The sequence below is a fragment of the Streptomyces sp. NPDC001858 genome, from assembly GCF_053594615.1.
The window spans coordinates 103203-125944 of record NZ_JBSFEV010000010.1 but is presented as its reverse complement, the minus strand read 5'-3'; the positions used below and the strand labels follow the sequence as shown (position 1 = coordinate 125944).

General features: G+C 71.6%; 26 protein-coding genes. 6 read left to right on the top strand and 20 right to left on the bottom strand.

Annotated elements, in window-relative coordinates; translation table 11 throughout:
• Positions 1–48: 48 nt before the first annotated feature.
• The 9 genes from ACWCPF_RS17170 to ACWCPF_RS17130 form a co-directional block, all read right to left on the bottom strand.
• Positions 49–705 carry a LuxR C-terminal-related transcriptional regulator gene (locus ACWCPF_RS17170; protein WP_451045836.1) on the bottom strand — a complete coding sequence of 219 codons (657 nt, stop codon included), beginning with the start codon at positions 703–705 and terminating at the stop codon, positions 49–51.
• Complete coding sequence (locus ACWCPF_RS17165) at positions 690–1970, bottom strand: sensor histidine kinase (protein WP_451045835.1); 1281 nt, start codon at positions 1968–1970, stop codon at positions 690–692. The genes ACWCPF_RS17170 and ACWCPF_RS17165 overlap by 16 nt, the downstream gene beginning before the upstream one ends.
• Positions 1971–2023: 53 nt before the next feature.
• On the bottom strand, positions 2024–3049 hold the full coding sequence (locus ACWCPF_RS17160) for an NAD-dependent epimerase/dehydratase family protein (RefSeq protein ID WP_451045834.1): 1026 nt from the start codon (positions 3047–3049) through the stop codon (positions 2024–2026).
• A gap of 65 nt (positions 3050–3114) precedes the next feature.
• Positions 3115–3708 carry a winged helix-turn-helix domain-containing protein gene (locus ACWCPF_RS17155; RefSeq protein WP_451045833.1) on the bottom strand — a complete coding sequence of 198 codons (594 nt, stop codon included), beginning with the start codon at positions 3706–3708 and terminating at the stop codon, positions 3115–3117.
• An 83-nt stretch (positions 3709–3791) separates the two neighbouring features.
• On the bottom strand, positions 3792–3914 hold the full coding sequence (locus tag ACWCPF_RS17150; RefSeq protein ID WP_358807364.1) for a hypothetical protein: 123 nt from the start codon (positions 3912–3914) through the stop codon (positions 3792–3794).
• A gap of 108 nt (positions 3915–4022) precedes the next feature.
• On the bottom strand, positions 4023–5858 hold the full coding sequence (locus tag ACWCPF_RS17145) for a hypothetical protein (protein WP_451045832.1): 1836 nt from the start codon (positions 5856–5858) through the stop codon (positions 4023–4025).
• Between the two features lie 106 nt (positions 5859–5964).
• Positions 5965–6996 carry a glutamine synthetase gene (gene glnII / locus ACWCPF_RS17140; protein ID WP_451045831.1) on the bottom strand — a complete coding sequence of 344 codons (1032 nt, stop codon included), beginning with the start codon at positions 6994–6996 and terminating at the stop codon, positions 5965–5967.
• A gap of 295 nt (positions 6997–7291) precedes the next feature.
• Positions 7292–7984, bottom strand: a complete 693-nt coding sequence (locus ACWCPF_RS17135) for a hypothetical protein (protein WP_451045830.1) — start codon at positions 7982–7984, stop codon at positions 7292–7294.
• A 62-nt stretch (positions 7985–8046) separates the two neighbouring features.
• Positions 8047–8433, bottom strand: a complete 387-nt coding sequence (locus ACWCPF_RS17130; RefSeq protein ID WP_451045829.1) for an arsenate reductase family protein — start codon at positions 8431–8433, stop codon at positions 8047–8049.
• Positions 8434–8574: 141 nt separating this feature from the next.
• Between ACWCPF_RS17130 and ACWCPF_RS17125 the strand changes: the two genes are divergently transcribed.
• Positions 8575–8889, top strand: coding sequence for a hypothetical protein (locus ACWCPF_RS17125; RefSeq protein ID WP_451045828.1), 315 nt, complete (start codon positions 8575–8577; stop codon positions 8887–8889).
• A 488-nt stretch (positions 8890–9377) separates the two neighbouring features.
• Here ACWCPF_RS17125 and ACWCPF_RS17120 read toward each other — a convergent pair whose 3' ends face one another.
• A complete protein-coding gene (locus ACWCPF_RS17120; protein ID WP_451045827.1) occupies positions 9378–10562 on the bottom strand; it encodes a winged helix DNA-binding domain-containing protein in 1185 nt (394 codons plus the stop codon).
• Between the two features lie 327 nt (positions 10563–10889).
• Between ACWCPF_RS17120 and ACWCPF_RS17115 the strand changes: the two genes are divergently transcribed.
• The gene (locus tag ACWCPF_RS17115; RefSeq protein ID WP_451045826.1) at positions 10890–12230 is read left to right on the top strand and encodes a DUF2252 domain-containing protein; all 1341 of its coding nucleotides are present in this window, start codon (positions 10890–10892) and stop codon (positions 12228–12230) included.
• A gap of 120 nt (positions 12231–12350) precedes the next feature.
• Entirely contained in the window at positions 12351–12659 is a 309-nt protein-coding gene (locus ACWCPF_RS17110) for a hypothetical protein (protein ID WP_451045825.1), read from the top strand.
• 92 nt (positions 12660–12751) lie between these two features.
• Here ACWCPF_RS17110 and pspAB read toward each other — a convergent pair whose 3' ends face one another.
• From pspAB to ACWCPF_RS17085, 5 genes are all read right to left on the bottom strand, one after another.
• Positions 12752–13336 carry a PspA-associated protein PspAB gene (gene pspAB / locus ACWCPF_RS17105; protein WP_451045824.1) on the bottom strand — a complete coding sequence of 195 codons (585 nt, stop codon included), beginning with the start codon at positions 13334–13336 and terminating at the stop codon, positions 12752–12754.
• Between the two features lie 5 nt (positions 13337–13341).
• The gene (htpX, locus tag ACWCPF_RS17100; RefSeq protein WP_451045823.1) at positions 13342–14262 is read right to left on the bottom strand and encodes a zinc metalloprotease HtpX; all 921 of its coding nucleotides are present in this window, start codon (positions 14260–14262) and stop codon (positions 13342–13344) included.
• Between the two features lie 122 nt (positions 14263–14384).
• On the bottom strand, positions 14385–14648 hold the full coding sequence (locus tag ACWCPF_RS17095; RefSeq protein ID WP_451045822.1) for an SCO2583/SCO2584 N-terminal domain-containing protein: 264 nt from the start codon (positions 14646–14648) through the stop codon (positions 14385–14387).
• Positions 14649–14723: 75 nt separating this feature from the next.
• Positions 14724–14909: a hypothetical protein gene (locus ACWCPF_RS17090; protein ID WP_451045821.1), complete on the bottom strand. Its 186-nt coding sequence runs from the start codon at positions 14907–14909 to the stop codon at positions 14724–14726.
• A gap of 11 nt (positions 14910–14920) precedes the next feature.
• Positions 14921–15208 carry a hypothetical protein gene (locus tag ACWCPF_RS17085; RefSeq protein WP_451045820.1) on the bottom strand — a complete coding sequence of 96 codons (288 nt, stop codon included), beginning with the start codon at positions 15206–15208 and terminating at the stop codon, positions 14921–14923.
• A gap of 10 nt (positions 15209–15218) precedes the next feature.
• Here ACWCPF_RS17085 and ACWCPF_RS17080 point away from each other — a divergent pair, with 10 nt between their 5' ends.
• Entirely contained in the window at positions 15219–15416 is a 198-nt protein-coding gene (locus tag ACWCPF_RS17080; RefSeq protein ID WP_451045819.1) for a hypothetical protein, read from the top strand.
• A 90-nt stretch (positions 15417–15506) separates the two neighbouring features.
• On the opposite strand, the gene glnA is transcribed toward ACWCPF_RS17080, so the two are convergent.
• Positions 15507–16916 carry a type I glutamate--ammonia ligase gene (glnA, locus tag ACWCPF_RS17075; protein ID WP_451045818.1) on the bottom strand — a complete coding sequence of 470 codons (1410 nt, stop codon included), beginning with the start codon at positions 16914–16916 and terminating at the stop codon, positions 15507–15509.
• Positions 16917–17137: 221 nt separating this feature from the next.
• Between glnA and ACWCPF_RS17070 the strand changes: the two genes are divergently transcribed.
• On the top strand, positions 17138–17605 hold the full coding sequence (locus tag ACWCPF_RS17070; RefSeq protein WP_451045817.1) for an RDD family protein: 468 nt from the start codon (positions 17138–17140) through the stop codon (positions 17603–17605).
• A 100-nt stretch (positions 17606–17705) separates the two neighbouring features.
• Here the strand turns inward: ACWCPF_RS17070 and ACWCPF_RS17065 are convergent, their stop codons facing one another.
• The 4 genes from ACWCPF_RS17065 to lipB all read right to left on the bottom strand — a co-directional run bounded on the left by ACWCPF_RS17065 (position 17706) and on the right by lipB (position 20830).
• A complete protein-coding gene (locus tag ACWCPF_RS17065; protein WP_451045816.1) occupies positions 17706–18410 on the bottom strand; it encodes a DUF4191 domain-containing protein in 705 nt (234 codons plus the stop codon).
• Positions 18411–18498: 88 nt separating this feature from the next.
• The gene (locus ACWCPF_RS17060) at positions 18499–18699 is read right to left on the bottom strand and encodes an SCO2195 family GlnR-regulated protein (RefSeq protein ID WP_451045815.1); all 201 of its coding nucleotides are present in this window, start codon (positions 18697–18699) and stop codon (positions 18499–18501) included.
• A 271-nt stretch (positions 18700–18970) separates the two neighbouring features.
• On the bottom strand, positions 18971–19936 hold the full coding sequence (lipA, locus tag ACWCPF_RS17055) for a lipoyl synthase (RefSeq protein ID WP_451045814.1): 966 nt from the start codon (positions 19934–19936) through the stop codon (positions 18971–18973).
• A 96-nt stretch (positions 19937–20032) separates the two neighbouring features.
• On the bottom strand, positions 20033–20830 hold the full coding sequence (gene lipB, locus ACWCPF_RS17050) for a lipoyl(octanoyl) transferase LipB (protein WP_451045813.1): 798 nt from the start codon (positions 20828–20830) through the stop codon (positions 20033–20035).
• A gap of 246 nt (positions 20831–21076) precedes the next feature.
• Between lipB and ACWCPF_RS17045 the strand changes: the two genes are divergently transcribed.
• Positions 21077–22597 carry a regulator gene (locus tag ACWCPF_RS17045; RefSeq protein WP_451045812.1) on the top strand — a complete coding sequence of 507 codons (1521 nt, stop codon included), beginning with the start codon at positions 21077–21079 and terminating at the stop codon, positions 22595–22597.
• The last annotated feature ends 145 nt before the right edge of the window (positions 22598–22742 follow it).

The window sequence follows — 22742 nt, the reverse complement described above, 5'->3', positions numbered from 1 at the left end:
ACGACAAAACAACCACAACACCCCCACATGGCCCAGTAGTTGGGGTGTTCACCGATCTCGGTCCAGATAGGCCAGCACCGCCAGTACCCTGCGGTTGTCGTCGCCGGCGACCTCCAAACCCAGCTTCACGAAAATGTTCGCGGTGTGTTTGGCGACCGCCCGCTCGGTGACGACCAGTTTGGCGGCGATGGCCGTGTTCGACCGGCCCTGCGCCATCAGCTCCAGAACCTCCCGTTCGCGCGGAGTGAGCCGGTCCACCGGCCCCTGTCCGTCGCCGGAGCGCCGGGCCAGCAGTTGCTGGATCACCTGTGGATCCATCGCCGTGCCGCCCGCCGCGACCCGCCGTACGGCGTCCACGAACTGGTCCGCGTCGAACACCCGGTCCTTCAGCAGATAGCCGATCCCGCCGCTGCCGTCGGCGAGCAGTTCGCGCGCGTACAACTGTTCGACATGCTGGGAGAGGACGAGCACCGGCAGCCCCGGCTTCGCACGGCGGGCTTCGAGCGCGCACTGCAGCCCCTCGTCCGTGTGCGTAGGAGGGAGCCGGACGTCGACCACGGCGACGTCCGGCTCCAGTTCGGCGAGCGCCCGGGACAGCTCGGGCCCGGTCTCGACCGCCGCGGCGATCTCGAAGTCATAGGCCTCCAGCAGCCGGACGAGACCGTCGCGCAGCAGGAAGAGGTCTTCGGCTAGGACAACACGCAAGGGATCTCCATGGTCACCATGGTGGGACCGCCCACTGGAGAGCTGACGGCCAGGACGCCGTCGAATGTACCCAGCCGCCGCTCGACCCCGGCCAGGCCCGACCCGGCGCCGGTGCTCGCGCCGCCCTGCCCGTTGTCGGTGACGGAGATCTGCAGCCGGCCGTCGCCGTGGTGCAGATCGACCCAGATCCGGTCGGCGCCGGAGTGCTTGATCGCGTTGGTCAGCACCTCGCTCACCGCGAAGTAGGCCGCCGACTCCACGGGCGCGTCCGCGCGGCCGCCCTCCAGTTCGACGCTCACCTCGGTGGCCAGCGGCAGGCGCAGCGCCAACGCCCTTACGGCGTCGCCCAGTCCGCGCTCGGCCAGCACCGGCGGATGGATGCCGCGCACCAGATCGCGCAGCTCGGAGAGCGCCTCGGCGGACGACCGGCGCGTCTGCGCCAGCAACGCCCGGGCTTTCGCCGGGTCCTTGTCGAGCAGCATCTCGACGGTGCCGAGGTCCATGCCCATGGCCACCAGCCGGGCCTGGGCGCCGTCGTGCAGATCCCGCTCGATGCGCCGCAGTTCGGCGGCCGAGGTGTCCACCGCGTCCCGCCGGGTCTGCGTCAACACCCGGACCCGCTCGGCCAGTTCGGCCTGACTGGGCGTCAACATCGCCCGGGTGAGCAGGAAGTGGACCTGGAAGACGCGCACGGCGTATCGGTGGGCGACGAAGAGCAGGACCGCGCCCAGGGCCCCGGCGCCGAAGGCGGACGTCTGGTCGCTGACCGGCACGAAGAGGTACCAGTACGCGCCGTCCTCCGCCCGCGTGTACACCCGCCACAGCCCGGCCGGCAGCGCCAGCCCCTCCAGCGGCGAGAAGACCAGGACGGCGGGCAGCAGGGCGGTCGCGAACCCGGCCGGCAGGTCCACCAGCAGCCACAGCAGGTCCCGCCAGGTCGCCGGGTCGCGCAGCAGCGCGTAGGTGCGCCGGAACGGGTTGGCGGTGGCGGGGGCCGGCCGGTACGCCGACGGGATGCGCACCCCGCCCCACCGCTCGGCGAGCGCCCGCCGCCGGTCGGCGTAGGCACGCACCCCCTTCACCGCATAGGGCGTGGTGAGGGCCCCGACCCCGAGGGGTATCAGGGCCAGGGACACGAGGGAGAGGCACAGGGCCAGGATGCTGAGCGGCAGCGACACGACGGCCAGCGCGAGCCCCCGCCCGGCCGCGAGCACCATCCCGCGTGCCCTCGAACCGCCGTCGCCGCTCTTCGTGTTGGTGTTCATGGCGTCAGTCTGACCGAGGCGCGGGCCGGCGGTCACTGGCCCGAGGCCCCCGGTCAGGGGGTGGTGCCAGCTACACCCCCCGACCCCGCCAGTACCTTCGCCTCGACCTCCGGATCCAGGCCGATCGGCGGGCGGTCCGGGCGTTGCGGCGCTGTCCCGCCGATCGACGTGAGCCAGCTCCAGGTGTCGGCGACGGTCTCCCGGACCGGCCGGCAGGACAGCCCCGTCGCCACCGCCCGCCACACGTCGGCCGCGTGCAGGGCGTCGTGCAGGTCGCTGCCCGGCGGCACCCACACCGGCAGCTGGGTCCACGGCTCGATGCCCGCGTCGAGGACGATCTCCGGTGCGGTCCAGCGCAGTTCGGCGGCCGAGCCGGTGGCCCACACACAGGCCTCCAGCAGCTCGCCCATCGTGGCGTGCCCCTGCGGGCTGATCAGGTTGTACGGGCCGCTCAGCTCCCGCTCGGCCGCCCCGAGGATCCACGCGGCGAGGTCGCGGGCGTCGATGTACTGCAGGGGCAGCCCGCGTGGGCCCGGCGCGAGGACCGGGCCGCCGCGCGCGATCCGGGCCAGCCACCAGGGCAGCCGGCCGACGTTCTCGTAGGGACCGAGGATCAGCCCGGCCCGGACGAGGACGGAGGCGTCCGCGCCGAAGGCGTCCACCGCGGCCAGCTCGCCGCCGCGCTTGTCCCGGGCGTAGTCGGTTCGGCCGGCGTCGGCTTCGGCGCCCTCGACGACCGGCGCGTCCTCGGCGAACCCGGCGGGCGGGGCCCAGGCGTACACCGAGCAGCTCGACACGTACACATACCGGCGGGCGCGGCCCCGCAGCAGGCGCGCCGCCTCGTGCACGGCGCGGGGCGCCGCCGACCAGGTGTCGACGACGGCGTCCCAGTCGTCCCCGCTCTTCGCCAGCGCGTCGAGGCCCCCGGGCGCGGTGCGGTCGCCGGACAGCGACCGCGTGCCGGGGACGGGCGCGTGCCGTCCCCGGTTCAGGACCGTCACCTCCCAGCCGCGCCCGAGAGCCGCCTCGACGACGGCCCGTCCCACGAACTCCGTACCGCCCAGCACCAGAAGTCTCATACCGGTGACTGTGCCCCGTGCGGACGCGGGAGGGAACCGCGCTCTGCCGTCGGCAGAGCGCCGGGTCAACGGCCGGTCGGCGGGGTGTACTTGTAGCCGACCCGGCGCACCGTCTGGATCGACTGGCGGTGCCGGACGCCCAGCTTGCGGCGCAGCCGCGCGATGTGGACGTCGACCGTGCGGCCGTCGCCCACATGCCCGTAGCCCCACACCGTGGTGACGAGCTGGTCGCGGGTGTGCACCCGGTTCGGGTGCGCCACCAGATGGGCGAGCAGCTCGAACTCCAGGTAGGTGAGGTCGAGTTGCTGACCGTCGACCGCGGCGGTGCGCTGCGCGGAGTCGATCCGCACGAGCGGTTCGCCGGCCGCCTCGGCCCGGTCGGCGGCCGGCTGGTCGGGCACCGCCACGGGCAGGAACGGCGGCTGCTGGTCGGCCGGCACGAGGACCAGGTAGCCGATCATCGGCGGCTGCCCCGGCAGCGTGGGCAGGGTGTGCTGGGGAGCGGGCAGCCAGGTCGCGCCCGGCGGCAGCAGGTCCGCGACGTCCACCACCTCGTCCCGGTCCACGGCGCGCAGCCGGTGCCGGGGCGGGCCCGAAGGGGCGGTCGGGGCGGGTGCGTTGAGGGAGGGAGCGGAGGACAGAGAACGGGTGGTCGCCATGAGAGGTCAGCTCTTTCGCGCGAGGGGTTCGTCATCGAGGGACGTACGTCGTGCGCGCTGGCCGAAGGCCGGGGTGTACGGCTTTAGAGGGCCTGCGCGTTCACCGCGCGGCAACACACCCGGTCGAAGTCGTGGTGCTGACGGGACGGCCAGAAGGGCTCGAGGTCGTGGCGACCTGTCGCGGTGTACTTCTGGAAGCTGGCCATGGCCCCATTGAAGCAGACACCGGCCCGTTGCAGGAGCCTCCTCTCACAGCTTGGACGGATCCTTGACGGGTGGCCGAAAGACGAGGTGGCCGAAAGGCGAGGCCGGCGTCAGTCGACGACTGCGGCGGTCGCCAGCAGCGTGCGTACGGCGGCGCGCACCACGTCGTCCGGGTGCGGTCCGTCGCCGTGCATGTGGTCGGTGATGATCCGGCGCGGTGACTCGGCGCCCTCGCGCAGCGGGGCCTCGGCGAAGCGGGGGAGGAAGCCCATCTCGGTGAGCGTGAGCACCGGGTGCTGCGGGTCGGGGTAGATCTTGTTCCACTCGAGCGCCTGCCGGGCCAGGGGTTCCACGGTGTCCTCGGTCCGGCCCGTGATGCGCCACACGGCCAGCGCGGCCGTGGCCCGGGTGCCCGAGAAGGGGCTCGGAGCGAGGAGCGGCTCGATGAGCGGCAGCAGCGGTGCGGCGGCGGGGCCGAGCCGGGCCGCGACGATCGTCGTCCAGGCCGACGCCCCGGCGATCATCTCCCCCCGCAGGAGGGACAGCGCCGGCTCGGGGTCGCCTGCGACGGCGTGGAGCGCCATCGCGGCCTCCACCGTGACCGAGGAGTGGCCGCTCGTGGCCACGCAGTCGCGCAGCGCCCGTTCGGCCACGTCGCCCGCGGCGGGCCCCAGCCCGGCGAGCACGGCGACCGCGGCCGACGGGTAGCCGGTGCCGGTGCGTGTCAACAGCTCCGAGAGCTGTTCGACGGCGTCCTCGGCCGTCGCGGGGAACAGGGAGAGCGCCTTGACCAGTTCCGCACGGACGTTCTCCAGCCGGCGGGCCACCGCTCGCCCCACGGGCAGCGCGGCGGCCCCGAACTCCTCGGCCACCGCCTGGACGGCGCGCACGGTGTCGTACGCCCCCGGCGTCTCCTCGGCGAGCCGCACCGCCTCCTCGACCGCCACCGGCACGCGCGCGCGGGCCAGCACGGTGACCGCCTTCGCCCGCACCGCCGGGTCGTCGTCCGCGAGCGACGGCAGCACCTGCTCGGCCACGCGCGCGTGCAGCTCCGACGGCAGCGCGCAGGTCAACTGCGCCAGCTGGTACAGGTCCCAGTTCTCGCCGAACGCCTCGTGCAGGGCCCAGGGCAGCACGTCGGTCTCGCGGTCCCGCCAGTGCGCGGTGATCTCGAAGGCGAGCGGTATGCCACCGGAGAGGGCCCGCAGCGCGGCCTCGGGCTCCGCCAGGAGCCGTTCCTTGAACGTCCGGTGGGACTCCGGCCACAGATGGCTCTCCGTCTCGGATGCCTCCCGCTCGTCCGGCGGCTGCGCGCTGTACGCGGCCGCGCAGGCGTCGACCAGTGCGTCCGGCAGCGGCGCTTCGGTCGTGCGCAGCAGGTCCTCGGCGGCGGCGAGCGCGACCCGGGGCTCGGGGTCGGTCAGCAGGGCGCGCCGCCAGTCGCCGTCGGCCGGCTCCAGCAGGCCGAGCGCGGTCACGATCCGGGCGCGCACCAGGGGGTGGGTCTCCGCCGCCAGCCGGTCCCGCAGCAGCGGCGTGGGCGCCGGGGCGTCCTGCTGTCCGCAGGCGGCGATCAGCACCGCCATCGCCTCGCGGACGGCCGGGTCGGCGTCCCGCGTCAGCTGCAGCAGGGACGGCAGCGACTGCGCCGTGGTCCGCCGGCACCGCTCCTGTTCGTCCGTCGGCCCGGCCCAGTTCGCGAGGTTCGCGAGCAGTTCGAGCAGCTCGGCCCGATGGCCGGGGCCGTGCAGGGCGAGCCGGATCAGCGGCGGCACCGCGGGTGAGGTGCGCGTCTCGTCCCGGTAGCACAGCAGGGAGTGCAGCCAGGCCATCGCCTCCTCGCGCACCGCCTCGTCCGTGGACTCCATCGCGCGCAGCACTCCGGGCACGTCCCCCGCCAGGCCGTACGGGCGCACCGGTCCCGTCGAGCCGTTCTCCATCCCCATGAGGGCGCACGATATGCGCAAGGGGCGCCCACCGGAAAGGCGGGCGCCCCTTGCGTGCGAACTGGTCGGACGGACGGATCAGACCCGTCGGATCAGACCTGCCGGATCAGACCTGGCCGGCCTTCTCCAGCGCCGAGCAGCAGGTGTCCACGATCAGGCGGGTCACCAGGTACGGGTCGACGTTGGCGTTCGGACGGCGGTCCTCGATGTAGCCCTTGCCGTCCTTCTCGACCTGCCACGGGATACGGACCGACGCGCCGCGGTTGGAGACGCCGTAGGAGTACTCGTTCCACGGGGCGGTCTCGTGCAGGCCCGTCAGACGGTCGTCGATGCCCGCGCCGTAGTTCTTGACGTGGTCGAGCGGCTTGGAGCCCTCACCGAGGGACTCGGCGGCGGTGATGATCGCCTCGTACGTCTCGCGCATCGCCTTGGTGGAGAAGTTGGTGTGCGCGCCGGCGCCGTTCCAGTCGCCCTTGACCGGCTTCGGGTCGAGGGTGGCGGAGATGCCGAAGTCCTCGGCGGTGCGGTAGAGCAGCCAGCGGGCCACCCACAGGTGGTCGGAGACCTCCAGCGGGGAGACCGGGCCGACCTGGAACTCCCACTGGCCGGGCATGACCTCGGCGTTGATGCCGGAGATGGCGAGACCGGCGGCGAGGCAGTTGTCGAGGTGCGCCTCGACGACCTCACGGCCGAAGATCTCGTCCGCGCCGACGCCGCAGTAGTAGCCGCCCTGCGGGGCCGGGAAGCCGCCCTTGGGGAAGCCGAGCGGGTAGCCGTCCTGGAAGAACGTGTACTCCTGCTCGATGCCGAAGATCGGCTCCTGCGCGGCGAACTTCTCGGCGACCTCGGTGAGCGCGGCACGGGTGTTGGACTCGTGCGGCGTCATGTCGATGTCGAGGACCTCGCACAGGACGAGGATGTCGTCGCCGCCGCGGATCGGGTCGGGGCAGGTGAAGACCGGCTTGAGGACACGGTCCGAGGAGTGGCCCTCGGCCTGGTTCGTGGAGGACCCGTCGAAGCCCCAGATCGGCAGCGCGTCCAGACCGGCGGGCTCACCCGCGATGATCTTGGTCTTGGAGCGGAGCTTGGCGGTCGGCTGGGTGCCGTCGATCCAGATGTACTCAGCCTTGAAGGTCACGGGCCACTTCCTTCGGGGGTGTGTCTGACGCACTTTGCGGGTGCTGCGGCGCTGCGGCACTGGGGCGCCGCCTGTTTGCCCGGAAGCTTGTCAACAGGCGATTTCCCGATCATTGCTCGAATGTGAACCCCGTGTTACCTGGTGGTTCTGTGGCGCGGCTCACGGTGTGAGCCCGGAAAGTACGGTGCCGGCCCCGGTGAATGCGGTGTCGCCCCCGGAAATACGGCGGTCCTGCCGCTCGTGGCCGCGAGCGACAGGACCGGTGACACGTACGTGGGTTCTCGGCAGCCGAGCGTCACCCCACCTTCTCGATCAGGGCCCGGCGGATCAGGAACTTGCCGGGCTCACGGACCAGTTCGAACGCGGCGTTGTTCAACAGCGCGCAGCTGCCGGAGGGGCCGGTCACCTCGACGGTCGTGGACTTGTTGTTGTCCAGGTTGGTCACCTTGAGCTTGGTCCCCACCGGGAACTGATTGCTGGAGGCGGCCGGGGCGCCGGCCTCCCCGGAGAGGGTGACCGTGGAGCCGTTGCAGACCTGCTGACCGGAGCCGCCGCCGTTGCCGGGGTTCTGGGCCGGAGCCGAAGCGGCCGGGGCCGAGGGCGCGGGCGCCGATGCGGCGGGTGCCGAGGGGGCCTGCGAGGGCTGCGTCGGCTGGGAGCCCTGAGCCGACTCCCCCACCACGCACCCCGACGCCTGCTGCTGCACCTTGATCTGCGCGATGACGGCCTCGCGGTTGGCGATCCGGGCCTCCGACTGCGCGTCCGGAGCGGCCCGCTGGTCGGCGATGAACTTCTGGGTCTCGCCGAGCGCGGTGGCGAACCCCTGGCAGGCCGTCGAGTTCGCCGCGGACAGCGTGTTCGCGTTGTGCGCCGGCTGGGAGGCGTTCGAGGTGGTCGCCATGACGAACGCGCCACCGCCCGCCACCGCCGCCGCGCTGACGAGCAGCGCGATCTTCTTCTTCGTGCCGACTGTTCTTCTGCGCGACATGCGCGCCTCCTGGAACCTAGGGGAGCGTACGCCGGTATGTACGAGATTCCGAACGCGGTTACTCAGGGGTTTCGGCGGCCGTTCGGTGTGACGCGCGTCACGGCATCGCGTACGGCCTCGTCGGTGCGGGCCACCACCGCCGTGCCGTCGTCCGCGGTGATGATCGGGCGCTGGATGAGCTTGGGATGCTCGGCCAGCGCGCCGATCCAGCGCTCGCGTGAACCGGCGTCCCGCGCCCACTCCTTGAGGCCGAGCTCCTTGGCGACCGCTTCCGCGGTGCGGGTGATGTCCCAGGGCTCCAGACCGAGGCGGTCGAGGACGTCCCTGATCTTGTCCCGGCTCGGCACGTCCTCCAGATAGCGGCGGACGGTGTAGTCGGCCCCCTCGGCGTCGAGGAGCGTGAGGGCGCTGCGGCACTTGGAACAGGCGGGGTTGATCCAGATCTCCATGCCCGTCACGGTAGCGCCAAAGCGACCCGAAAGCCCTTGTGATCAGGGGCGATTGTCAGTGGTCGGCAGTAGAATAGAAGCAGTGTTCGAGGGTCCGCCGGAGGTTCCGGGTCGGGCCCTGACCGCGACAGGAGGATGCCTGTGCCCGCTGCCGCACTGAAGCCGAAGCCGTCCGCGACCCAGTCCACCGCGAAGCGTTCCGTCCAGCTCGATCTGCCCTATGTGCCCGTCCAGAAGCGGCCGTTGCCGCCCGGGCGGCCGCGCGACTGGTACGTCATGCACAACCGTCGTCTCAAGGCCATGCGTCTGGCCATCGCGCTGCTCGACCTGGGCGTGTATCTGCCGAACCAGGCCCGCAACGAGAAGATCCGCAGCACGGCGGAGCTGATCGGCGTGCATCCGCCGTCGGACACGACGTGCCACATGGTGCGGGCACTGCTGCGCTACTCGCGCTGAACGCTCGGCGCTGAGCGCTGAGCCATGGCGCCGGGGTGCCGGGCGCCGTTCGTATGCGACGGCGCCCGGCGTCGGGGCGGAGCTGATCGGCGTCCATCCGTCGTCGGACACGAGGTGCCGCATGGTGCGGGCACTGCTGCGCTACTCGCGCTGAACGCTCGGCGCTGAGCCGTGGCGCAGGGTGCCGGGGTGCCGGGTGCCGTTCGTTTGCGACGGTGCCTGGCGTCGGGGCGGAGCTGATCGGCGTCCATCCGTCGTCGGACACGAGGTGCCGCATGGTGCGGGCACTGCTGCGTTACTCGCGCTGAGCGCCTAGCGCTGAGCCATGGTGCCGGGTGCCGGGTGCCGGGTGCCGGGTGCCGGGTGCCGGGTGCTGTGGGGCTGGCGGGCCGGGGTGCCGTGGTGCCGGGTGCCGTTCGTATGCGACGGCGCCAGCGTCGGGGCGGACGCTTCCCTTCCGCCCCCCTTGCCTCTCGCCCCCTCGGAGCTCAGCTCGCCAGCTCCTTTTCCACCGGTGTGCGGAACCTCGGCGTCACCCGCGTCTCTCCGACCCACGCCCCCAGCCGCTCCGCCGCCGCCTCGATCGCCGCCTTCGCCTCGCCGCCGACCCCCTCCCCGTCCAGGATCCGCCAGACGATCTCCCCGTCGGCGCGCTGGGCCCAGCTGCCCACCACCCGGCCGTCCCACCACACCGTCGGCCCGACGTTCCCGCTGTAGTCGAACAGGGCGGGGCGCAGCTCCGGGGCCAGATACCAGTCCCGGCCCTGCCAGCCCATCGCCGTCGGGTCCAGGGCGGGCAGCAGGGCCGCCCACGGCTCCTCGGGGCCGGGCACGGGATCCACATCGCCGTCGACGACGTATCCCGTGCCCTCGTCCAGCGTCACCGCCCGCGCCCCGATCGCGGTCAGCGCCCGCCGGACGTCCGTCACCCGCCAGCCCGTCCACCACTTCAGGTCGGCCTCCGTGGCCGGGCCGCAGGCCCGCAGCCAGTGCCGCAGCAGGTCCGACTGGGCGTCCGCCGCGGGCAGTTCGGGGTGCTCGGGGGCGAGCGCCCAGCGGAACTGGCTCGACGTCCACGAGCCCAGCGGACGCCCTCTGACCACCTTGCCCTCCACGCCCAGCACCTTCAGCAGCCGGGTCACGACGGTGTGGACGCCCTCGTAGGACTTCCCGGCCGCGTACACGAACTGCTCCCGCAGCCGCGGCTCCTCGCGGGCCAGCTCGGCCGCCGTCGCCTGGCCGAGCCGGGCCAGCGCGGCCAGCGCCGACTCCTCGACCTCCTTCAGCCAGACCGCGTCCGGGGCGCCGGCCTTCGCCATGTCCTTCACCAGCGTGGCCCTCTCCCGCGCGGCGACCGCGAGACCGGTCGAGGCGTGCACGACGGCCGTCGACGCCGTCGGGAACACGAAGACGGTGTGCCGCATCCCGTGCATGCGGACGAGGGTCCGGTCCGCGTACAGCGCCCGGTCGGTCTCCGGGACGGTCACCGCCGGGTCGGCGAGCCGGGCGCCGATCGCCAGATACACCGTCGCCGGGTCCGAGCCGTGCAGGGCGAGCAGCGAGTCCGCCACCGCCTCGGGCGTCGCGGCCCGTGCCTGCGGCGCCAGCCGGTGCCGCAGCGCCAGCCTGGCCCGCCGCTCCGCGACCCCCACGTATCGCAGTCCGTCACCCATGCAAGCCTCTCCGCCCCTCGTCCGCCTCGTCGTCTCTCCGCCCTTTGCATCCTCCCCGACACCACTGACAACGGGGCCCCCGGACCTCACCTGTTTGCCGTACCCGGCATGCGGCCACCCCCGTCCGGGCCTTCACTGCGAACAGGAGGCCGCACGGATCGCAGAGAACGCTGGGATCGCAGGGAACGCAGAGAATGCAGGGAGTGCTGGGAACAGAGGGAACAGAGGGAGCACAGGGAGCACAGGGAGCACAGGGAGCACAGGGAGCACAGGGAACGCCGGGAGTGCCGTGGAACGGGAGGCGGACGTGGTGCGAAGGCGACGCGGATGACCACCCCCGCCGAACGGGCCGCGCGCGGCAAGCACGCCCGCAGACGCGTCCCCCGGTCCGCCCACGCCGGCTGGCTCCCGCCCGTCGACCGGCCCGACCCCGTCGCCGTCCTGGAACGGCAGGGCCGGGACCGGCTGCCCGAGCTGCTGCCGATCCGGTACGGGAGGATGACCGCCTCGCCGTTCGCCTTCCTGCGCGGCGCGGCCGCCGTCATGGCCGCCGATCTGGCGTCGCAGCCGCACACCGGACTGACCGTCCAGCTGTGCGGCGACGCCCACCTGCTGAACTTCGGGGTCTACGCCTCCCCGGAGCGGGCCCTGCTCTTCGACCTGAACGACTTCGACGAGACGTTCCCCGGCCCCTTCGAGTGGGACGTCAAACGGCTCGCCGCCTCCGTGGCCGTGGCCGCCCGCGAGAACGGACACGTCGAGCCCCGGGTGCACCGCGCCGCCCTGGAGACCGTCGCCGCCTACCGCACCGCCATGCGGCGGCTGTCCCGGCTCGGCGAACTCGCCGTCTGGCACGACCGCATCGACGCGGAACGGCTCCTGCCCCTGCTGCGCTCCGCCCGGCGCCGCGGACAGGCCGGGGCCAGCCTCACCCGCGCCCGCCGCCGCACCAGCCTCCAGGCCCTCGGCAAGCTCACCGAGGTCGTCGACGGACGCCCCCGCATCGTCCACGACCCACCGCTGCTCGAACCCGCCGGCGTCTCCGACAGCGCGGCCCTGCGCAAGATCTTCTGCGACTACCGCTCCACCCTCGCCGAGGAGCGCCGGGTGCTCCTGGACCGCTACCGGTTCGTCGACGTCGCCCGCAAGGTCGTCGGCGTCGGCAGCGTCGGCACCCGCTGCTTCATCGTGCTGCTCGCCGGGCGGGACACCGACGATCCGCTGTTCCTGCAGATCAAGGAGGCCCGCGCGTCCGTCCTGGAGGCGCACCTGCCGAACGGCCCCTATGCCCATCCCGGCCACCGGGTCGTCGCCGGACAGCGGCTGCTGCAGGCCGCCGGCGACGTCTTCCTCGGCTGGATGACCGGGCCCCAGGGGCGCGCCTTCTACTGGCGCCAGCTGCGCGACACGAAGGGCTCCGCCGACGTCGCCGGCATGTCCCCGGCCGAGCTCCTCGCCTACGCCCGGCTCTGCGGCACCGCCCTGGCCCGCGCCCACGCCCGGTCCGGCGACCGGTTCGCCATCGCCGGCTACCTCGGCGGCGCCGACACCTTCGAACGGGCCGTCGCCGACTTCGCCCTCGCCTACGCGGACCGGACCGCCGCCGACCACGCGACCCTGGGCAGAGCGGTCGCGGCCGGAGTGGTGACGGCGGCGCCGGGCGTCTGACAGCCGAGCTCTCCGAAAAAGCAGCTGCACGTTGAGTGACGGTTTCCGTACGCTGGAGGCATCAACCGGCCCCAACCGCTACGCACAGTCACTCATCTCTGCCCAGGAAGGAGGCACGCCATGGGCACCGTCGTTCTCTCCGGGACCGTCGTCCTGGTGGTCCTGGGATTCGGAAACCCGCTCTACTGGCTCGCCGCCGTCGCCGTGCTCTTCCTGTACGTGCGCTACGGACTCGACGCGTCCTCGACGTCCTCGGCGTCGTCGTCGCCGTCCGTCCCCGGCCCCGCCCAGGGTGCGGGACCCGCGCCGACCACGTACAAGGCGTACCGCAAGCGCCGTGACACGCAGGCCAAGTGGGAGCGGCGTTACCGTCGCGAGCGCCCCCTGGAGTACCGCCGTCAGGAGCGCGAGCGCAGCAAGCAGCCGTAACGGGCCTACGGTCTCACGGACCTACGGTCTTACGGGCCCATGGTTATGGGCCCATGGTCTTGCGGGCCCCCGGTCTCACGGGCCGGGGAGCCCTACAGACCCGGGGCTCCCCACACCGGGAACCAGCGGCTCAGGTCCTGTTCGAGCCGCAGGTCGTTCCCGAGAGCGGCCTTCACCTGCAACTCCAGCGCGTTGTCGCGCCGTTGCCCCGCACCGGGCAGCGGCGCGAACGGATAGAACGTGCCGCGCTTGTAGAGGTACACGAGCGCCAGCCGTCTGGCGCCCGTGTCCTCGAACCCGGCGAGGGAGCACAGCAGCTGTGGCCCGAAGCCGTTGACCTCCATCGCGCTGTTGACCGCGTGCAGGTCGTTGACCAGCAGCGACAGCTGGTCGGGGGTGCGTTCGGAGACCAGCCAGGAGTAGCCGAAGTCGTCCCGCTGGAGTCGCACCGGGGGACCGGTGCGCTCGGTGTCCGCGTCGAGGAGCGCCTGGACCTCACGGTGCGTCTGTTCGAAGGCCGAGCCCTCGACGGTCGCGAAACACACGGCGCCCTGCCCGGTCGGGGTGAACCCGGCCGCCGCCTCCAGCGTCACCGCCGCCGAGGGCAGCGCGAACAGCTGATCGAGGTCCGGCACGACCGGCTTCGTCCGGCCGAGCAGGATGTCCAGCAGCCCCATGTCCGTCAGCCCGCCTTCCCGGGCGTGGCCGCCTCGCCCAGTTCGGCGGAGATCCGCCCCAGCTGGTCGAGCCGCTGCTCCAGGCTCGGGTGGGTGGAGAAGTACTGCTCGAGGCCGGGCTCCTTGCCGGTCGCGGGGGTGAAGTAGAAGGCGTTGAAGGCCTGCGCGGTCCGCAGGTCCTTGTTGGGGATCCGGGCGATGTCGCCGGAGACCTTCGTCAGCGCGGAAGCCAGCGCCGAGGGGCGGCCGGTCAGGTGCGCCGCGGCCCGGTCCGCCGCCAGCTCCCGGTACCGGGAGAGGGCCCGGATGAGGAGGAAGCTGATCGCGTATACGGCCGCCGAGACACCCATCACGGCGGCGAAGACGACCGCGGTGTTCTGGTCCCTGCGCCCGCCGCCGAACAGCTGCGAGTAGAACGCGAACCGCACGATCAGCCCCGCGATGACGCCCAGGAACGAGGCGATCGTGATCACGGCCACGTCCTTGTGCGCGACATGCGACAGCTCGTGCGCGAGCACGCCCTCCAGCTCGGCCGGCTCCAGCCGCCCCAGCAGGCCCGTCGTCACGCACACCACCGCGTGCTCAGGACTGCGCCCGGTCGCGAACGCGTTCGGCATGCCCAGGTCGGAGACGGCGACCACCGGCTTGGGCATGTCCGCCAGGGCACACAGCCGGTCGACCACCGCGTGCAGCTCGGGATACTCCTCGCGCTCGACGACCCGCCCGCGCATCGCGAACATGGCGATCCGGTCCGAGAACCAGAACTGCGCGACGAACATCGCCGCCATCAGCACGACGACCAGCACCCACGATTTCAGCAACACGATCAACGCGGCGACGAACGCCACGTACAGCAGCCCGAGCAGGAACAACGTGACCGTCATCCGCACGGTCAGTCGCCGGTCGCTCCGGAAACGGCTCTGCATCTGCATCACCCCGCAGTCAGGCACTCGCCCCACTGCCAGTGTGCACCGCCCCAGCCCCATGGAGTGGTCCGTAACGACCCTAGACGGAGCAAAAGGTCCCTGTGCGGTGCGGCGGGACCCGCCTAGTACGGCGCACGGAACCGTATGTACCCCAGCAAAAGGATCAACGCGGCCACGCCCGCCAGTACGAGCGTCGTCGACATCCACGACGAACGAGTCCGCGCCACCGGCCGCGGATCGCTCCGGAACGGGACCGCCTCCGGCGGATTCTCCTTCCACCGCGCGGCCAACATCCGGGCCCGAGCCGAGGGCTCCTTGTATGCGGCGTCATCCGCCCACTTGATGTCGAACTCCCGCTCGACGTCGTCCTGACCGCGCTCGGTCATCGCTGGTCCACCCCCGTGTGCCTGATCCCGTTGAATAGAACATACGCCCGTACGCATTCGTCCTGCACGACAGGATCAGCTTTCGCCCCGGCTGCCGTCGGACCCGGAGTGATTCCGAGCGCCTGGCTCGGCACCACCGTTCAGCTCGTTCCGGACCTGCCGCCACGCGCGGATGATCTGCGGCAGCCGAGACAGCACCTCGCTGATCTGGGTCAGCAGCAGCGTCAGGCAGCCGAACGTGGCGAGGATCACCAGGGTCACATCGTCCCACTTCACAGCACGTCCCCAGGGGTGGGACGGTATCCGGCGAACAGCGCCTGACGGGAGATCCAGTCGAGCGCCTCCGCGCCCAACTCGTCAGGCGCTTCGAGCAGCGCCGTCTCCACGGCCGTGAGATCGGCCAGCGTCCCCGGTGCGTCCGACCGGTCCAGTGCGGCGAGCCGCTGCATCGCGGTGCGCACCGCGCCGGGCCAGCCCGGCAGGCCGAAATGGTGGGGTGCGCGGAGCGCGGCCGTAAGAGCTCTGTGCAGCAGTGCCGCGCGCCAGCCCTGCTCCCGCATCACCTCGGTGGTGAACCAGACCCGGTCGTCGACCTGCTGGACGAACTCGGCCAGGGGCGCGGGCGCGGACCCGGCCCGCAGGGTGAAGGCCCATCATCAGATCTTCGGCTATCTCATCAAGTCGTTCGGCCCGGTGGGCAGATTCGGGCTACCGCCCGACCAGCGCTTCCGCTTCGTCTGGCGCGTCCCCGAACCCCCCGCCGACTAGAACCGCCCGACTCACGCACGGCCCCGCCCGCACGGCGAAGGCCGCCACCCCGATGGGGCGGCGGCCTTCGCCATGCGGGGAATCCGCGGATCACACGTCGAAGTACAGCTCGAACTCGTGCGGGTGCGGGCGCAGCTGCAGCGGGGCGATTTCGTTCGCGCGCTTGTAGTCGATCCACGTCTCGATCAGGTCGGACGTGAAGACGTCGCCGGCGAGCAGGAACTCGTGGTCCGACTCCAGGCGGTCCAGGACGGCCGGGAGGGAGGTCGGGACCTGGGCGACGCCCGCGTGCTCCTCGGGGGCCAGCTCGTAGAGGTCCTTGTCGATCGGCTCGGCCGGCTCGATCTTGTTCTTGATGCCGTCCAGGCCCGCCAGGAGGAGGGCGGAGAAGGCGAGGTACGGGTTGCCGGAGGAGTCGGGCGCGCGGAACTCGACGCGCTTGGCCTTCGGGTTGGAGCCCGTGATCGGGATACGCATGGCCGCGGAGCGGTTGCGCTGCGAGTAGACCAGGTTGACCGGCGCCTCGAAGCCCGGGACCAGACGGTGGTAGGAGTTCACCGTCGGGTTGGTGAAGGCCAGCAGCGACGGGGCGTGCTTGAGGATGCCGCCGATGTAGTAGCGGGCCATGTCCGACAGGCCCGCGTACCCGGCCTCGTCGTAGAACAGCGGGGAGCCGCCCGACCACAGCGACTGGTGGACGTGCATGCCCGAGCCGTTGTCGCCGAAGATCGGCTTCGGCATGAAGGTCGCGGTCTTGCCGTTGCGCCAGGCCACGTTCTTCACGATGTACTTGAAGAGCTGGAGGTCGTCGGCCGCGGCGAGCAGCGTGTTGAACTTGTAGTTGATCTCGGCCTGGCCGGCCGTGCCCACCTCGTGGTGCTGGCGCTCGACCTGGAGGCCGGACGCGGCCAGCTCCAGGGAGATCTCGGCACGCAGGTCGGCGAAGTGGTCCACCGGCGGGGTCGGGAAGTAGCCGCCCTTGTAGCGGACCTTGTAACCGCGGTTGTTCTCGACCGCGCCGGTGTTCCAGGCACCGGCCTCGGAGTCGATGTGGTAGAAGGACTCGTTCGCGGAGGTCTGGAAGCGCACGCTGTCGAACACGTAGAACTCGGCCTCGGGGCCGAAGTACGCGGTGTCGGCGATACCGGTCGACGCCAGGTACGCCTCCGCCTTCTTCGCCACGTTGCGCGGGTCACGGGAGTACTGCTCGCCCGTGATCGGGTCGTGGATGAAGAAGTTGATGTTGAGCGTCTTGTCCCGGCGGAACGGGTCGACACGGGCCGTCGACAGGTCGGCGCGCAGGGCCATGTCGGACTCGTGGATGGCCTGGAAACCGCGGATCGACGAGCCGTCGAACGCGAGCTCCTCGTCCGGGTCGAACGCCTCGACGGGCAGCGTGAAGTGCTGCATGACGCCCGGCAGGTCGCAGAATCGGACGTCGACGAACTTGACGTCCTTGTCCGCGATGAACTTCTTGGCCTCGTCGGCGTTCTGGAACATCCAGCTCCTCCTACTCCCGACCGTCGAGCCGGGGTGGTAGTTCGTTCGTGCGGCCAGTGCGGTGGCACACGCTGTCGACGACCCTAGGGACGGGTGATTTCTCGGGCGTGACCCATTTGTTTCGCACAAGTTAACCGGCCCATCGTCCACCGTAGCCCGGACACACCAGGTCGCCACCCCCACCCGTCACCGGTCATATGGGTGCGCAGTACCGTGGACGGGTGGACAACAGGCAAGCACTCGGATCCTGGCTCTCCGGACCCCGTCAGGCCATGGAAGACGCCGGTGCCGACTTCGGGTACCGCGGCGAGCAACTCGGTCTGCCGGAGGAGGGGCCGGGCTCGATCGCCCGCCCCGGCCGCCGGCTCGGCGCCCTGGCCCTGGACTGGGGCCTCTGCGTTCTGATCGCATACAGCTTGATCACGGACGGCTACCGGCCCGCGACCAGCAACTGGGCCCTGCTCATCTTCCTCGTGCTGGGCGTCCTGACGGTCGGCACGGTCGGCTCCACCCCGGGCAAGCGCCTCTTCGGCCTGCGCGTGGTCTCCGTCGAGACCGGCGCCGTCAACCCGCTGCGCTCCGTGCTGCGCACGGTCCTGCTCTGCCTGGCTCTCCCGGCCCTGATCTGGGACCGCGACGGCCGAGGCCTGCACGACCGACTGGCCCGCACGGTGGAAGTACGGATCTGAGCCTGAGCGGCTGAACGAACGGCTGAATACGTCGATGGGGCGCCCGGAGTGATCCGGGCGCCCCATCGACGTGAATGCTGAAGATCAGCAGAGGTGAAGATCAGCGGGACTTCGGGCTGCCGCCCTTCGGCAGGCGCATGCCCTTCGGCATCGGCCCCTTCGGCAGGGGCATGTTGCTCATCAGGTCGCCCATGGCGCGCAGCCGGTCGTTGGTGGCGGTCACCTGGGGGCCGGCCAGCACTCGCGGGAGCTTCAGCATGGTGGTGCGCAGCTTCTTCAGCGCGACCTGGCCCTCGCCCGTGCCGACGATCACGTCATGCACCGGGACGTCCGCGACGATGCGGTTCATCTTCTTCTTCTCGGCGGCCAGCAGGGACTTCACCCGGTTCGGGTTGCCCTCGGCGACCAGGACGATGCCGGCCTTGCCGACGGCCCGGTGCACCACGTCCTGGCTGCGGTTGATCGCCACGGCGGGGGTCGTCGTCCAGCCACGGCCGATGTTGTCGAGGACGGCCGCGGCGGCGCCGGGCTGTCCCTCCATCTGACCGAAGGCGGCCCGCTCGGCCCGGCGTCCGAACACGATCGCCGTCGCGAGGAAGGCGAGCAGGAAGCCGAGGATGCCCAGGTAGACCGGGTGGTCGATCAGGAAACCGATCGCGAGAAAGACGCCGAAGGTGAGGAGGAAGACACCCGCGAGCACGAGGCCGATCGTTTTGTCGGCCTTGCGGGTCATCTTGTACGTCAGGGCGATCTGCTTCAGTCGCCCGGGGTTAGCGGCGTCCGCCGCGCTGTCACTTCTCGCCATGCCACGAAGTCTACGTGGCCTCGGAAGCGCCTTCGACGGCAGGAGGGGAGGTGCGGGGGCGCGTACGGGGTACGCAGCGGCGGGTGGGTCAGGAACGGGCGGAGGTGACCTCTTCGAGGACGCGCTGCGCCTCGAACCGGTCCTTGGCACGACGACGGTCCTCCAGCACGGAGGTCCAGGCGTTGCGGCGGGCGGTGCGCTGGCCGCTGCTCAGGAGCAGTGACTCGACGGCGCGCAGTGCGTTGGTGAAGGTCGGGATCGCGGTGGCGTGAACGGGCGCGGCCTGCATGGTGAACGTCCCCCTCGTAGGGCTTCGGCATGGTTCTACGTGGTGTGATACGAGTGTCACTGATTGGTGTTACCAGTGCGTGACCGACCGGTCAAACGCGAATGAAGCCTTGATGCGGGGGGCCGAAACGCTGACGCGGCCCTGACGCACGCCCTCATCTGCGAGGACGGTCGGGGCCGCGTCGTTTCGGTCACTACTGGCGAGTAGGAACTTGTGCGCGAATTCACACACTCGGCTTGCGGCCGTACGGCGCAAGGCGGGTGACGTCGTGTCAGACGGCCTGGGTGGCGATGAACGAACCGCGCTTCTCGACGGCCATCTGATACAGGCGTCCGGCGCGGTAGGAGGACCGTACCAGCGGACCCGACATCACGCCGGAGAAGCCGATCTGCTCGGCCTCCTCCTTGAGCTCGACGAACTCGTGCGGCTTGACCCAGCGCTCCACGGGGTGGTGGCGCACGGAGGGCCGCAGGTACTGCGTGATGGTGACCAGCTCGCAGCCCGCCTCGTGCAGCTGCCGCAGCGCCTCGCTGACCTCCTCGCGCGTCTCGCCCATGCCGAGGATCAGGTTCGACTTGGTGACCAGCCCGTAGTCGCGGGCGGCCGTGATGACGTTCAGCGAACGCTCGTAACGGAAGCCGGGCCGGATCCGCTTGAAGATCCGCGGGACGGTCTCGACGTTGTGCGCGAAGACCTCGGGCCGCGAGGAGAACACCTCCGCGAGCTGCTCCGGGACCGCGTTGAAGTCGGGGGCGAGCAGCTCCACCTTCGTGCGCCCGGCCTCGCGCCCGGCGGTCTGGAGGTGGATCTGCCGGACGGTCTCGGCGTACAGCCACGCCCCGCCGTCCGCCAGGTCGTCCCGCGCCACGCCGGTGATGGTGGCGTAGTTCAGGTCCATCGTGACGACGGACTCGCCGACCCGGCGCGGCTCGTCGCGGTCCAGCGCCTCGGGCTTGCCGGTGTCGATCTGGCAGAAGTCGCAGCGCCGGGTGCACTGGTCGCCGCCGATGAGGAAGGTCGCCTCACGGTCCTCCCAGCACTCGTAGATGTTGGGACAGCCGGCTTCCTGGCAGACGGTGTGCAGCCCCTCGCTCTTCACGAGGTTCTGCATCTTCGTGTACTCGGGACCCATTTTCGCGCGGGTCTTGATCCAGTCGGGCTTGCGCTCGATGGGGGTCTGGGCGTTGCGGACCTCAAGGCGCAGCATCTTGCGTCCGTCGGGGGCGACTGCGGACAAGACCGGCTCCCTAGCGATTGATTCTTCGGCGTCCTCAAGGGTACGCCCGTCGATCTGAAACCCGACGCTGGTGCTCGCCTGCGCCGGACGGGCTGCTCAGGCCGGCGTCGTCTCGATCGCCCGCGGCTTGAGCTCCGCGTTCTCGAGGACGTCCGTCAGCTGCCGTTCCACCACGGGCAGCACCTCGGCGATGGTCACGTCCCGGCCCAGCTCGCCCGCGAGCGAGGCGACGCCCGCGTCCCGGATCCCGCAGGGGATGATCCGGTCGAACCACTTGTTGTCCGGGTTCACGTTGAGCGCGAAGCCGTGCATCGTGACGCCCTTGGCGACCCGGATGCCGATCGCCGCGATCTTGCGGTCCTCGCGCCGCTGACCCGCGTTCGAAGGGGCGTACTCCGGGCCGTTCAGCCGCGGGTCGAACTCGTCGTCCGTCAGCCGGGGGTCGAAGTCCAGCGCCAGGCCGCCGAGCGAGGGGCGCCGCTCCAGCGGATCGCCGAGCACCCACACCCCACTGCGGCCCTCGACCCGGGAGGTCTCCAGGCCGAATTCCGCGCAGGTCCGGATCAGGGCGTCCTCCAGCCGTCGCACATGGGCGACGACGTCCACCGGGCGCGGCAGCTTGAGGATCGGGTAGCCCACCAGCTGGCCGGGGCCGTGCCAGGTGATCTTGCCGCCGCGGTCCACGTCCACGACCGGGGTGCCGTCCAGCGGGCGCTCGTCGTCGGCCGTGCGCCGGCCCGCCGTGTAGACCGGCGGGTGTTCCAGGAGCAGCACGGTGTCCGGGACCTCGTCGGCGAACCGGGCCGCGTGCACCCGGCGTTGCTCGTCCCACGCCTCCTGGTACTCGACGGCGTCCTCGCCGAACCCCATCCGCACGAACCGCAGCTCGCTCACGGCAAGCGCCTCCCTGGAAAGTCGTCAGGCGCGTCGCACGCCCAAGCCACTGTACGTCCGCGCGTTCCGCGTCAGCCGCACGGCCAATCCTCACACGATCGGATGAATGAACGTGGAGATATGCGACCGAGTGGCTACGCTCCGCTACATTCGCGCCGTTCACGAGGCCAAAAGGGCTGCTCACACCCACCACGGCACTTCAACCGGGCACGTCAGACGCCCGGAAGGCAGGAGACCGCACCGCAGATGACGGAACGACCCGCGCAGCGCAATCCCAACCGCCAGCTCGCCGCGCTCATCGCAGAAGCGGGCTTCTCCAACGCGGGACTGGCCCGTCGCGTCGATCAGCTCGGCCTCGAGCACGGGCTGGATCTCAGATACGACAAGACGTCCGTCACCCGGTGGCTGCGCGGGCAGCAGCCCCGGGGTACCACCCCCGCCCTGATCGCCGAGGTCTTCACCCGGCGCCTGGGCCGTCGCCTCACCGCCCAGGACCTCGGCCTGGACGCCTGTGCCCCCGTCTACGCGGGCCTGGAGTTCGCCGGCACCCCCGAGGAGGCCATCGACATCGTCGGCGGGCTCTGGCGCAAGGACTCGGGCAGCCACGCCGAGCTCCGCAAGATCGCCTTCACCCCGGCCGGGCTCGTGGTGCCGAGCCGCGACTGGCTGATCGGGCGGGCCGACGAGAAGGTCGCCCGCAGCGAACCGCCCGCCCGGGTGCCCGTCCAGACCCGCCCGGCGGCCAGGCCCGCCGTACCCCAGCAGCCGGCGTCGCCCCCGCCCGCGACGGCGCCCGCCCAGGTGATGCCAGGGCTCGCGGCCGTACCCCGGCAGCGCGGCCAGGGCAGCGAGCGCGGCCCCGGCCAGCGGGTCACCGGCGGCGACATCTCCGCGCTCCGCTCGGTCGGCGAGCTGTTCCGCACCCTCGACGACCGGTACGGCGGCGGCCATGCCCGCCAGGCCCTCGTGCGCTACCTGGAGCACGAGTGCGAGCCGATGCTGCGCGGCGCCTACGGCGAACAGACCGGCCGCCGCCTCTTCGGCGCGGCCGCCGATCTGACCCGCCTGGCCGGCTGGACGTCCTTCGACATCGCCGCGCACGGCCTGGCCCAGCGCTACTTCGTCCAGGCCCTGCGCCTGTCCCAGGCGGCCGCGGACCGGGCGTACGGCTCGTTCGTGCTCGTCACCATGAGCCGCCAGGCCGTCTATCTCGGGCACGGCCGTGAGGCGGTACAGCTCGCGCGGGTGGCCCAGCAGGGCGTCGGCACGGGCGCGCCGCCGGTCGTGCAGGCGCTGCTGCACTCGGCGGAGGCGCGCGGGCACGGGGTGCTCGGCGAGGTGCGGGCCTCCACGGCCGCGCTCGTGCGGGCCGAACGCGCGCTGGAGGCGGCCAAGGCCGGCGACGAGGTGCCGCACTGGGCGCGCTTCTTCGACGAGGCGCAGCTCGCCGACGAGTTCGGGCACTGCCACCGCGACCTCCAGCAGTTCCGGGCGGCCGCGCAACATGCGGAACGCTCGCTGCAGCTGCGTCCCGCGGCGCATGCCCGGAGCCGGCTGTTCTGCCGCGTCGTGCTCGCCTCGGCCCGGCTCGGCCTCGGCGAGCTCGACCAGGCGTGCCAGCTTGCCGCGGAGGCCGCCGGGCAGGCGGCGGAGATGCGGTCGGTGCGGGCGCTGGAGTACGTCCGGGACTTCGAGCGCAGGCTGGAGCCGTACCGCGACGCGGCCCCGGCCCGCACGTACCGCGACAAGGTATCGGCCTTGGGCTGACCGCGGCCCCCTGGGGGCTGCCGCCCCCAGACCCCCGCTTCGGCCCTGAACGGGCCTCGTCCTCAATCGCCGGACGGGCTGAGATGCCTGGCCCTCGCCTTTCGACTCACCGAGTCGGGCGGTGGGTGGGCATAGGCCGGGGGTC